Source organism: Clostridium sp. CM037, from assembly GCF_055081095.1.
Genome location: NZ_CM143650.1, coordinates 613,173 through 626,470, shown reverse-complemented (window position 1 = coordinate 626,470; position 13,298 = coordinate 613,173). Strand labels below are relative to the sequence as shown.

Sequence of the window (13,298 nt, the reverse complement as noted above, 5' to 3'; positions counted from 1 at the left end):
ATGCCTTTTCACAATTATTCATTTTTAACAAAAAGGATTATATTTTTACACTCTTTTCTATATTTCAATAAAACAACGCTTGCTAACAATAGCAAATAAATTATTAACCCCATGTACCAATTGAAATAGTACCCTGAAATTATAAATATGCCTATAACATAAATTTCAAGAACTTGAGCCTTTAATACATTTACATTTAATTTCTTTTTAAAATAATTATCTGAATATAGCACCCATATTATAAATGATATCAAAGTTGCAATTGCAATAGATTCAACGCTTTTATTTATCGCATATCCTATTATATTTGTTGCTATACCTAATATTAAAGCTACTATACTGTTTTTAGTATAATCTTTAGTTTCCTTTAAAACTTTGTAATAATTAGCTACTAAGATAGAAATCTGTGCACTTAGAACTATAGTAGGTACTAAAAATAATAAAATGTTTAAACAGTCTATATACTCAGGTAAGAACTTCAGTACAATTATTTTAATAACGAAATAAGCTGACAATGTACTTCCCATAACAATTGTTATTAATATTTTAATTTTCTCATAAACATCTTTTAACTTCTCTGTACTTGTTCTAGTTAAATACGGATATATAACCTGTGTTAATGAGTTTAGTAAAATATAGAACAAGGATACCAAAGAATATGCAAATGAATACATAGCAAAATCCTTAATTGTAAATAACCTGTCTACAAACAGTCTATCTATTCCCAAAATCATAATAGTCATAAAATTACCAATCATTACAAACGATCCCATTTTAATTAACGCCATATGTTCTTTAATACTACCCTTTAAACTATCAGATATTCCAAATACAATTTCCTTATTATAGACAATGTATATAATTAATATCACTACATTAACAACTGTCTGCAATATAATATAAGGTACGTACTGATAAATGCTAAAAGCAAACAGACCTAAACAGCCTATTACATACAATAACTTTGTTAAAATCATATTTATTGAGAATAACTTAAATCTTTTAGTAAACTGGTGAACAAAAGCAAATAATGTTGTTAGATTTAAAATAACCATATTTACTATTACAAATATCATTACAGTGCCCCTTGGGCCATCCTTGTTGATTCCAAAAAATAATAAGGAAAGAACTATTGCTTCAACTACTTGTTCTAAACATAAAAATCTAAAATATCCCCTAAACTTTTCTTTGGGTAATTGCTCGTAATCATATGAACCATATTTAACATAAATTCCATCTAAAAACCCTAAATGCATCAATCCAACATAGGTTGTATAAAAAGTAAACAACTTTAGGTATCCATAATCGTCAATACCAAGGAACTTTGGTATTAAAAATCCTGTTACAATTCCCATAATAAAATTTAAAGCATTTGCACTTAATGCATATGAAAAATCTTTAATCTTTTTATTCATATCTTCCCCACTCACTTATGTACTATTTATTTTAGCTTACCAAATACATCCCTTTTGTAATCTCTTATTCCCTTAATCATCATTTTTATTTTTTCTATCTTATCTTCTTCATATATAAGTATTTTCACAAATTCCTTTACCGAAGCAGACTTATCCATTTTTATAAATTCTTTATCGATATCCTTATATTTATTCCAAATATAAAGTCTATTTCTAGTTATATAATAGCGCCTTAAAGCTGAATGGTTAGTATAAGATATTTCTCCAAACAAAGTCTTTCTTTTAACTGAACTTCCTAGGCTATGTAATAAAATAGCACCCTCTACTTGTACTAATTTATATTCATTTTTTAGTAGTTTCAAACAAAACTCATGATCTACATAATCAATAAAAAGCCTTTCATTAAAGTATCCTATTTTATCAAACACAAATGTTTTAACAAGGTTTCCTGATGTAATTTCTTCTTTTATATAATTAAATTTAGGATTATGAAGCTCTGATTTTTTATTTAATGCGTCTTCAATATTAAACCCTTTTTCTACATAACAAGGAAATAGACTCACAACTTTTTCTTGCTCACTTTCATTTAAATTATCATATACATTTAGCATTGCATTAACCATATCTTCTGTAGCTTCGCTATCATTATCCATTGTTAATACCCATTCATAACCTTTATTTTTCGCATATTTTACCCCTAGATTTAGTGCAACACTAATACCCAAGTTGGTAGCATTATAAATTATATGTACATCTTCATCTTTTTCGATATTCTTCAAAACTTGAATAGTATCTTGCTTCGAACCATTATCAATAATTACAACTTCGTCTACTTGTCCCTTAATAGCGTCATAACACTTATAAAAATCACTCCCTATGTTATAAGTAACTATTAAACAACATACTGTTTCCTTCAGCATTTTTTATTGCTCCTTTTGATTAAACTCGCTTTAATTCATCTATGTATTAGTGGATTTATAGTTAATTGGATAATTGAACTATTCCATCTATTATTAATTTTTCTTAAGTACTGAAATTAACGCCATTATTTTTTCTTTATTCTTTTTATATCTAACCATGTATTTTATTATCTTAATAATTCTCGTAAAATAAAAATATGTTATTGATAACATATACATTGTGAAAGATACTTTATGTTTATATTTTTTCATGAATTTCAATCTATTTCTATTGCTATATTTTAATATGAATGGGGATTCCTCTCCTCCACTTGATATACTCACTTTATGATAAATCTCAGAATTAGGGTTGTATATTAATTTATAACCCGCATCTTTAACTTTTACACAAAAATCAACATCCTCAAAATACATAAAATAACCTTCAGGTAACAAACCTACTTTTTTAAAAACATTAGAATCTATTAACATACAGCAACCTGTAACAAAATCGACTTCTTTTAAATTATTAAACTGTCCATTATCTTCTTGTTTTTCTCCAAAATGTTGTCCTATAAATTTAAACCAGTTTATCATTCCTCCAGCAAACCAAATTTTAGATACATCTGGATAATATAGTATTTTGGGTCCAATTACACCTACATTTATTTCAGTGTACTTTATTAGTTCATTTAAAAAATCTTTATGAACCAGTGTATCATTATTTAATAGCAGTACAAAATCAGCATTATTATCAATAGCATATTTTATACCTAGATTATTCCCACCTGCAAAACCAAGATTTTCATTAGACTCAATTAAATGAAACTTTACATCAGCTTCTTTTAACTTCAATCTATCCTCATCATAAGATTTATTATCAACCACTACTATCTTAAAATTTTCATAATTAATATTATTCAAACTTTTAATACATTCAATAGTATCTTTAGCACCATTAAAATTAACTAAAATAATATAAACAGACTTACTCATATCGACCTCACAAATCACTTATTTTTTATATTAACTATAACATCGCTTACCTTTTTTGCCGCCTTAAACCAATCAAACCTTTTAGTATTCTCTATACCTTTATTAATATAGATTTCTTTCTCTTTGCTATCTAATCCTATCATGTTAATAATGCCCAATTTTATTTCCTCAATATTCTTAGGATTAAAATACAAAGCTGCATCTCCTGCAACCTCAGGCAAAGATGATGAATTAGAACACATTACCATGGTATTATTGGCCATTGCTTCTAATATAGGCAATCCAAAACCTTCATATAATGAAGGATAAATAAATAACTCAGCGGCCTGATAGATTTTATGTTTATCTGCCTCATCTATATATCCTAAGAATATAACATCTTCGGAAAGGTTATTTTGTTTAACCAATTCTATTAGTTCTCTGCCGTACCCAATGTTCTTATTCCCAACGATAATAAGCTTATCAGATATATCATTTTTTATTTCCTTATAAGCTAATATCACACTACTCAAATTTTTATAAGAATAATTTATACCCATCATTAGCAAGAATTTTTTAATTTTATACTTATTACATATGTAATTAATACTTTCTTCTTTATTAACGTACTCTGGTTTATCATACCCGTTATAAATTACCTCTATTTTTTCAGGACATACATCATAATGCTTTATTATGTCCTTTTTAGTATTATTAGAAACAGTAATAATTTTATCACTACATTTTATAACATTAGGTAAAATATGTTTATAGTAAAAATACTGATGTTTTCTACCTTCTGGATATAATAAGGGCATTAAATCATGTATAGTTATTATTTGTTTTATGTTTTTATTCACCAATCCATGTTGTGTTGGTGAATAAAATAATATTTCATCCTTTTTACTTTCTTTATTTATAACTCTTTTTAAGTTTATGTTTCTTAAAAAAACTGAAATTATATTTTTTTTCGTTTTACATTTTATAAAAATACTTTTACTACTTATTTTTTTATTATCAATTTTTTTTATCTTATCAGTAAATATGTAGTTATCAATAATATTATCATCCATATTAGCAATAATATTATTACAATAAACACCCAATCCTGTTGGTCTTTCGTCTAGTATAGTAGCATTAAAGTAAGTTTTTCTCATATTTCCCTCTCATTCCGCTGATTATCTTTAATATATATATATCGTAAAAATCCTTTTTCATAAAGAAATTATTATTACTAGGTATTTGGTTTGTACATGTGTAACCCAAACACCTAGTAATAATTTTAATTGTTTATACTTTAGTATGTAAATGCTATATCTAATTCACTAAATTTCTTCTGAATTTTATCCTTTTCTGATAAAAGCACTTCGAAAGTTCCATCTATCGGCCATTCTATGTTAATATCTGGATCGTTCCATAACAAGCCACAATCAAATTCCGGATGATAAAAATCAGTACATTTATATACAAATTCTGCTTCATCAGACGTAACTAAAAATCCATGTGCAAAACCCTCTGGCACATAAAATTGCTTTTTGTTTTCTTCAGTTAGTAGTACTCCATACCATTTACCAAAAGTCTCTGATCCTTTTCTTAAATCCACAGCTACATCAAAAACTTCACCTTTTATTACTCTAACAAGTTTTCCTTGAGTATGTTTAGTTTGGAAGTGTAACCCTCTTAGCACTCCTTTTGTAGACATAGATTGATTGTCTTGTACAAATACCATGTCAAGTCCTGCTGCTTTAAACTCCTCATAATTATAAGTTTCCATAAAGTATCCTCTGTTATCACCAAATACTTTTGGCTCTATAACATATAGATCTTCTATTCCTGTTTTCGCAAATGTAAATTGTCCCATAAATATTCACCTATACTTTCTTATTAATTTTTTATTCTATTGAAGCTGCTGCTTCTTTATACACGTCCTTATATTCATCAGCTATATTTAATAGATATTTTCCATATTCCACTTTAAATAACGGTTCTGCGAGCTTTATCAATTGCTGTCTATCTATAAATCCTTTTCTATAAGCAATTTCTTCTAAACAAGCAACATACAGCCCTTGCCTTGTTTGAATAGCCTCAACAAAATTAGAAGCTTCAAGTAGTCCTCTATGAGTTCCAGTATCAAGCCATGCCATTCCACGTCCAAATAGCTCAACCTTTAGTTTGCCACGTCTTAGATATTCATTATTTACCGCAGTAATTTCTATTTCGCCTCTAGCAGATGGTTTAACATTTTTCGCTATTACCACTACATCATTATCATAAAAATACAGTCCTGGAACTGCATAATTTGATTTTGGATTTTTAGGTTTCTCTTCTATAGATACTACATTGTTATCTTCATCGAATTCTACTACACCAAATTCTATTGGATTACTAACATGGTATCCGAATATAGTTGCACCTACTTCTCTTGATGCAGCTTTTTCTAATCTTTCACTAAATCCATATCCATGAAAAATATTATCGCCAAGTACTAATGCAACTCTATCATCACCTATAAATTCTTCTCCAATTATAAATGCATCAGCAAGTCCTTTTGGTTCTTCTTGCACTGCATATTGTATATTAAGTCCTAATTGACTTCCATCCCCAAGTAAAATTTCAAAAGTACTTGTATCTCTTGGTGTTGATATAATTAATATATCCTTAATTCCTGTTAGCATTAACACTGATAATGGGTAATATATCATTGGTTTGTCATATATAGGTAATATCTGTTTAGACACAGCTTTAGTTATAGGATAAAGCCTAGTTCCAGATCCTCCAGCTAATATTATTCCTTTCATCTTTGTTCCTCCTAAATTTTAATTATAATCCTAGAAAACCTTTTTTTCCTTTTTAGTAGCATTCATTGTTAAACTTAATCCCCATTTTGAGTAGATACCCAAATATGTTAGTAAATTGACGATTGCATTGTATTTATTTTTATAATGTTTATTATAGAATATAAACATTGATTTGTGAAATTCACCTATCATTCTTGTGCTTTGCTTCTTACTGCTTTCACCTTTATAATGAACTATTCTTACCTTAGGATGATAATAGTTTTTCCACCCTGCTTGTTTTATTCTATAACACCAATCAATGTCCTCTCCATACATAAAAAAGGTTTCATCAAGAAGCCCAACCTGCTCAATGGCTTCCCTGCGTAGCATCATAAACGCTCCAACTAAAGAATCAATTTCGCTTTCTTCATCCTCATGTATAAATGTAGCATTATATCCTCCAAATCTTTTATTATTTGGAAATAGCTTGTCTATCTTCATAAGATAGCATAAAGAGTTCCATGGAGACGGGAATCCTCTTTTGCATGCTTTATCTAAAGTGCCATTAACTTTTACTACTTTACATCCAAGGCATCCAATCTCTTTATCCTTTTCCATAAAATCAACGCATTCAACTAATGTACCTTTTGGTACAATAGTATCAGGATTTAAAATTAAAACATACTTGCTCGACCTGCATTGTCTTATGGCTAAATTATTAGCCTGTGAAAAGCCGCCATTAATGCTGTTACGTATGAGCTTTACTTGTGGAAATTCACTTTCTACCATGTCCGAGCTGCCATCTTTTGATTGGTTGTCTACTACCCATATTTCATATTCTATGTTTTCAGTATTCTGAATTACGGAACTTAAACAATCCCTTAATAAATCTACCGTATTATAACTTACTATAACTATTGACAAATCCATACGCTGTCCCTCATTTATCTTTTGATATTTTAATGAGACAATAAAACTTTATATTGCCCCTTCTTTTTTAAATACTACAAAAACAGTTTTTAAAATAATTTTTATATCCATCAAAAAACTTCTTTCATCTATGTATCCCATATCTAACTGGACTCTTTCTTCGTAGGTAGTATCACTTCTACCACCTGCTTGCCAATTCCCAGTTAATCCTGGCTTAATTGTTAATAGCTTTTCTCCATAAATTCCATATTTTCTGATTTCTTTTTCTACAATAGGTCTAGGCCCAACTACAGACATATTTCCAATTAAAATATTTAAAAGCTGTGGAAGCTCGTCTAAGCTTGACTTTCTTAAGAATCTACCCAATTTTGTTATTCTAGTGTCATTATCAAACTTGAAATTTTCCTCAAATTCTTGTTTCATATCCGCCGACATATTTTTTAATATTTCTTCTGCATTAATTACCATAGTCCTAAACTTGTACACTTTTATCTTCTTTCCATTTTCTCCCAGTCTTATGTGTCCAAAAAACACTGGTCCTGGTGAATCTAGCTTAACTACAATTCCAAGGACTAAAAACAATGGTGAAAATACTATAATAGCAATTAATGAACTAATAAAATCAAAGCACCTTTTTAGGCCTTTATATATTGGTCTTTCTGTTATTATATTATTTGAAGATATTTCAATATTGTCTATGTTTAATTCTTCCATTTACTTCCCACCCCTTAACTAATTTAAAAACTTTAGCTGTCTTTAAACTATTACATACCAATTATGTACTAACTATTAACAATCAACCATATTTTATCATTTTTAAAATCAAATTTCAAACATTTTTATACATTTTTATAAAATACTTTAAAAAAATATTATTAAAAAGCGTTTTTTTGTATGAATTTGTTATCAATAAAATTCCAAACATAAAATAATATAATCATTACACAACTTATAGTAAAAAAATTACTGAAGGTAGATTTTATAAATAATGGAGCTAATGCTAAATATAAAATATATTGTCCTCTTCGTTTGTTTTTATTGTTTTCCATATAGACGCACAACATTGCATAAATAAATGTTATAATTTCTGCGCCTACGTAAGGAAATGTTGTTACTGCTTCTGCAATATAATAAAATCCACCCATTGGAGCATAAGCTTCGGAAAGATATATAGAATTATCTTTTTGCCACTTATCAAAATATAGATAGCTTCTTAATGGTTTTTTCAAGAAAGGTCTAGTAATAGGGTCTATGAAATATATAACAGGGTCTACGATATAAGTTTTTCCATATGTATAACTTGGATTCGAATCCTCAATATGTAAAGATTGTCTTACCATATAAGATCCTACTTGAGCTTCTATGTTAATAGAACCAGCAAAATTCTCCTTAAATGTTCCTTTCATAATTATGGACCTTGCGGAAACTATTAGAAAAAGAGATATTATTCCTATTAATAAAGTTTTTAATCTTTTTTCACTAAATTTCAGATTATAAATACAAATAGTACTAACTGCTATAGAGAAAAATGTAGTCCTAGCACCATCAAAATACATAATAACCACTTGCAAAACAAGCAATAGTACTAATGTTTTATTAACTCCGTATTTATACAAATAGAATAGATACATTGATATAAAAACATACTTCAAATATGCGGTAAGACTATACGCAGTGGCATTTTCTTTTATGAAATTATGTGATACCTGATTCCATCCGTATTTCCTTGTAAAATATAACGCGATAAAAAAAACAATTATGTAAATGGCGATAAATATATTTTTTTTCTTCGTATTAATTACGTTTTTATTTTCATCTTTATATTCAATTTGTTTATAAAATTCAAAAAAGACTAATGCGAAAACTACATTACACAATGCCGCTATTAATAATTGGTTATTTAGCAAATTTATATTATTATCCAATGAAAAGTAAAATTCTTTATTATGTACTATATTAAAATACGTTACTCCATTATATAAAAAAGAAAATAAAATATAAAACCAGTATACAGAAACAATGGGGATTTTCTTTATTTTAGCTATGAAAATCAAAAATATGATAGATATTAAAAATATTATAATCATGTTTACCTTCCCTTACTTGCATTATGCACTTTTATTTTAGTTACTAATTTATTTTAAATATTCCTTAATTGCTTCCTTCCAAGTCCTAGTTATATCACCAGTAGTTAATTCAAGCATATAATTCCTGAGCACTGAATATTCAGGTCTTTTTGCTGGTCTTGGAAATTCATCAGTTGTGCAAGGCAAAACTTCTGTAGCAATACCTTTAATTCTAAATATTTCTTTAGTGAATTCATACCATGTGCATTCACCTTTACATGTACAATGGAAAAGTCCATAATTCTTATCTTCTACTAGTTTTATTATAACTCTAGCTAAATCAACTGTACTTGTAGGTGTTCCTTTTTGGTCATTAACTACTTTTAGTGTCTTATTAGTTTTACTTAAATTAATCATAGTCTTTACAAAATTATTTCCGTCTCCGTAAAGCCATGCAGTTCTAACTATATAGTGCTTAGGGTTAAGATTCTTGACTAATATTTCTCCCTCAAGCTTAGTCTTGCCATAAATAGTTTGTGGATTTACACAATCAAACTCTGTTAGTGATTTGTTAATATCACCAGCAAAAACATAGTCTGTTGATACTTGAACAATTTCTGCTCCAATTTTATTTGCAGCTGTTGCTAAGTTTTTAGGTCCTATTGTATTTATCTTATATGCCATATCTATTTCAGTCTCACACTTATCAACAGCCGTAAGTGCAGCACAGTTAATAATTACATCTGGTTTATTTTCATTTACAAAACTATATACTTCGTTTATATTTGCTATATCCAAATCTGATACATCAGTAAGTATTAAATCAATGCCTTTTTTCTCTTTGTATTGATTAGCGAGTTCGCGACCTAGCTGACCATTAGCTCCTGTAATTAATATCTTCATAATTCATTCTCCTCTTTATATCTCGTTATTTTTTATAAATAAAACTCTCAGAGTACAATCCCTAAGAGTATTATATTTATTAATTATTTCTCATACATATTGTTGTAATAATTTTGATACTCACCTGTAGTAATATTATCCATCCACTGTTTATTGTCTAAATTCCATTTTATTGTCTTCTTTATTCCTACTTCAAATGTAGTTTCTGGATACCAACCAAGTTCATCTTTTATCTTAGTTGGATCTATTCCATATCGCATGTCATGACCTTTTCTATCTTCAACATAACTTATTAGTTTTTCTGTTATTTCACTATCTACATTTTCATTTAAATAACTTATAACAGTTTTAACTATTTGCATATTAGTTCTTTCGTTATGTCCACCTACATTATAAACTTCGCCTATCCTGCCACCGTTTATAACCATATCTATAGCTTTGCAATGATCTTCAACGTATAACCAATCTCTTATATTCATTCCATCACCGTACACTGGTAGATTTTTATGACTTAAACAATTGTTTATTAACAATGGTATTAATTTTTCTGGGAATTGGTATGGTCCATAATTGTTTGAACATCTAGTTGTATTTACGGGCATTTTATATGTATCAAAGTACGCTTTGACCATTAAATCTGAACCTGTTTTACTTGAAGAATAAGGGCTATGTGGGTCTAATGGTGTAGTTTCAAGGAAAAATCCTGTTTCACCTAGTGATCCATATACTTCATCTGTAGATACTTGCAGGAACTTTTTGCCTTCTTTAAAGCCACCTTGTACTTCCCAAGCATTTTTAGCTACATTTAAAAGATTAACTGTACCTAAAACATTAGTCTTAACAAATATCTCTGGCTCTCTTATACTTCTATCTACATGTGATTCTGCTGCAAAATTTACAACATAATCAATATCATTTTCTGCAAATAATTTTTCTACTAACCCTTTGTCACATATATCTCCTTGAACAAAAGTATAGTTTTTATTTTTTTCTATGTCTTTTAAATTCTCTAGATTTCCTGCATAAGTTAATTTGTCTAAATTTATAATTTTTATATCTGAATATTTATTTAACATGTAATGTACAAAATTTGCTCCTATAAATCCTGCTCCGCCTGTTACTAAATAAGTTTTCATATTATTTATTCTCCTTACTAAATCTTCATTTTTAATTCTCTAATAGTTTCCATTTCTTCTCTTTTTCCTATAAATATCATATCATCACTTTCAACTACAAATATATTATCAATTCCAACTAATACGATGGGTTTATTACTACTAACCACTATATTATTATTAGCCTCAATATTCTTCACATTGCCTAAACACACATTATTAAACTCGTCTTTACGTTGATACCTTTCAATAGCGCTCCAACTCCCTACATCATCCCATCCAAATTCCCCTGGAATAACATATATCTCATCGGCTTTCTCCATGATTGCATAATCTACAGATACACTATCTACTTCATTGTACTTTTCTTCTAAAACTCTTTCATAATTTTCTTCACTAGTAGCCGCAATTTCACTAAGCACATCAAAAGTATTTTCTAAATGAAGACTTATAAGCCTAAGTATATTAGCAGCTTTCCATATGAACATTCCACCATTCCAAAGAAAATGCCCATCTTCTAAATACTCTTTAGCTTTTTCTAAATTAGGTTTTTCTACAAATCTATTAACACTTCTAACTTCATAGCTATTTATTGTGCAATTTATATCACCAAAATTTATGTATCCATAACCTGTTTCTGGTCTATCTGGTCTCAAACCTATAGTTACTATTGATTGCTCATTTTTTGAAACAAATTCATCCCCTGCACTTAACATCTCTAAGAATTTATCTTCATCCTTTATCAAATGATCAGATGGAAGAACTGCTATAGTTGCATCTTCATATATTTTATTTATATGAAAGGCTGATAACGCTATACATGGAGCTGTATTTTTTCCTACAGGCTCTATGATTATATTACTCAAAGGTAATTTTGGTAATTGTTCCTTTACAAGGTCTACATAGCATTTACCCGTTACTATAAATACTCTTTCTATTGGAACAAGTTTTTCTAACCTATTAACGGTCATTTGAAGCATTGTATCTTCACCTAAGAGTTTTAAGAATTGTTTCGGCTTTTCCTCTGTGGATAACGGCCAAAATCTTGTTCCTTTACCCCCAGCCATTATAAGTGCACATAACATTTCTTTATCCCCTTCTTAGTCTAATATTTTTTATCTTTATCTGGCCCCTTGTTTACTAACCACAACTCCAAATGTCTTAAAAATGATCTTCAAATCCATCCAGACACTCCTATAATCTATATAATTCATATCGAGTTGTACTCTTTCGTCATATGTTGTATCACTTCTACCACTTGCTTGCCAATTACCTGTAAGACCGGGCTTTACACTTAATAGTTTGTCCCCATATATTCCATAGTTATCAATTTCTCTTTCTACTATAGGTCTAGGTCCAACGATAGACATATTACCTTTTAAAATATTTAATAATTGAGGTAACTCATCTAAGCTTGATTTCCTTAGGAATTGCCCAAGTTTAGTTATTCTTGGGTCATTTTCAAGTTTAAAACTTTTCTCAAATTCTATTTCTTGTTCTGGTGTTAATTTCTTAAGTAATTCTTCAGCATTGGGTAGCATAGTTCTAAATTTATAAACTTTTATAAATTCGCCATTCATACCTAATCTTTTATGTCCAAAAAAAACAGGCCCCTTTGAATCTAACTTAATCCAAATAGCAACAACAATCATCACTGGACTCAGTAATAAAATTCCACATAAAGCACCTATAACATCAGTTATTCTTTTTATTATAAAATATCCTGCATTTTTCTCATATTCATTAGCAATCTTTACCTGCGTCTCTCTCAAATTTGTTTCCAATTCTTCCATTTGTATTTCCCCCCCTATTATAGTATACAAAATTCTATACTATACCGCATCATCAATTTATAACAATATCCAAAATTTCTATTTACTAATTTCTACAAAGTTCTATCATTTTGAATTTATCGACTCAATATGACATTTCTTTTGATTTTTTTGCTTATATGTAGTGGAATATGCTTATTTTTTCTAACTTCTTTTGTGTGATTAACTAATTTTCTCAATATACATTTTAATACAATTTAATACATTTTAATTTATTCGAATGCATAATTTAGTATATCATAATATTTACAAAATGTTCCCTTTTTTTATTATATACCAAATTAAATGGTATTTACATCATTTTTTATTACTAAGTTGCACTAACCCCTTTTACATTATAACCGACCTATATCACCCCCTTATTATATCCTTTTTTCTTACCTTTT

At 28.5% G+C, this 13,298-nt stretch carries 13 protein-coding genes; all 13 read right to left on the bottom strand.

Annotation, left to right across the window (positions count from 1 at the left end; genetic code table 11):
• Positions 1-14: 14 nt before the first annotated feature.
• The 13 genes from ACWJKP_RS03230 to ACWJKP_RS03170 all read right to left on the bottom strand — a co-directional run bounded on the left by ACWJKP_RS03230 (position 15) and on the right by ACWJKP_RS03170 (position 12,873).
• A complete protein-coding gene (locus tag ACWJKP_RS03230; RefSeq protein WP_165412487.1) occupies positions 15-1,415 on the bottom strand; it encodes a lipopolysaccharide biosynthesis protein in 1,401 nt (466 codons plus the stop codon).
• Between the two features lie 26 nt (positions 1,416-1,441).
• Positions 1,442-2,335, bottom strand: a complete 894-nt coding sequence (locus ACWJKP_RS03225; protein ID WP_165412486.1) for a glycosyltransferase — start codon at positions 2,333-2,335, stop codon at positions 1,442-1,444.
• 93 nt (positions 2,336-2,428) lie between these two features.
• Positions 2,429-3,310, bottom strand: a complete 882-nt coding sequence (locus tag ACWJKP_RS03220; protein WP_165412485.1) for a glycosyltransferase family 2 protein — start codon at positions 3,308-3,310, stop codon at positions 2,429-2,431.
• A gap of 14 nt (positions 3,311-3,324) precedes the next feature.
• On the bottom strand, positions 3,325-4,446 hold the full coding sequence (locus ACWJKP_RS03215) for a glycosyltransferase family 4 protein (protein WP_165412484.1): 1,122 nt from the start codon (positions 4,444-4,446) through the stop codon (positions 3,325-3,327).
• Positions 4,447-4,586: 140 nt separating this feature from the next.
• The gene (rfbC, locus tag ACWJKP_RS03210) at positions 4,587-5,150 is read right to left on the bottom strand and encodes a dTDP-4-dehydrorhamnose 3,5-epimerase (RefSeq protein ID WP_165412483.1); all 564 of its coding nucleotides are present in this window, start codon (positions 5,148-5,150) and stop codon (positions 4,587-4,589) included.
• Positions 5,151-5,181: 31 nt separating this feature from the next.
• Positions 5,182-6,087 (bottom strand): glucose-1-phosphate thymidylyltransferase RfbA, encoded by a 906-nt coding sequence (rfbA, locus tag ACWJKP_RS03205; RefSeq protein ID WP_165412482.1) that lies wholly within the window; start codon positions 6,085-6,087, stop codon positions 5,182-5,184.
• Positions 6,088-6,117: 30 nt separating this feature from the next.
• Positions 6,118-6,996, bottom strand: coding sequence for a glycosyltransferase family 2 protein (locus ACWJKP_RS03200; RefSeq protein ID WP_165412481.1), 879 nt, complete (start codon positions 6,994-6,996; stop codon positions 6,118-6,120).
• Positions 6,997-7,044: 48 nt separating this feature from the next.
• The gene (locus ACWJKP_RS03195; protein WP_165412480.1) at positions 7,045-7,710 is read right to left on the bottom strand and encodes a sugar transferase; all 666 of its coding nucleotides are present in this window, start codon (positions 7,708-7,710) and stop codon (positions 7,045-7,047) included.
• A 161-nt stretch (positions 7,711-7,871) separates the two neighbouring features.
• Positions 7,872-9,083, bottom strand: a complete 1,212-nt coding sequence (locus tag ACWJKP_RS03190) for an O-antigen polysaccharide polymerase Wzy (protein ID WP_165412479.1) — start codon at positions 9,081-9,083, stop codon at positions 7,872-7,874.
• 48 nt (positions 9,084-9,131) lie between these two features.
• Positions 9,132-9,965, bottom strand: a complete 834-nt coding sequence (gene rfbD / locus ACWJKP_RS03185; RefSeq protein ID WP_165412478.1) for a dTDP-4-dehydrorhamnose reductase — start codon at positions 9,963-9,965, stop codon at positions 9,132-9,134.
• An 83-nt stretch (positions 9,966-10,048) separates the two neighbouring features.
• On the bottom strand, positions 10,049-11,101 hold the full coding sequence (gene rfbB, locus ACWJKP_RS03180) for a dTDP-glucose 4,6-dehydratase (RefSeq protein WP_165412477.1): 1,053 nt from the start codon (positions 11,099-11,101) through the stop codon (positions 10,049-10,051).
• A gap of 17 nt (positions 11,102-11,118) precedes the next feature.
• Positions 11,119-12,165 carry a mannose-1-phosphate guanylyltransferase gene (locus tag ACWJKP_RS03175; RefSeq protein WP_462961407.1) on the bottom strand — a complete coding sequence of 349 codons (1,047 nt, stop codon included), beginning with the start codon at positions 12,163-12,165 and terminating at the stop codon, positions 11,119-11,121.
• Between the two features lie 36 nt (positions 12,166-12,201).
• On the bottom strand, positions 12,202-12,873 hold the full coding sequence (locus ACWJKP_RS03170; RefSeq protein WP_165412475.1) for a sugar transferase: 672 nt from the start codon (positions 12,871-12,873) through the stop codon (positions 12,202-12,204).
• Positions 12,874-13,298: the final 425 nt, after the last annotated feature.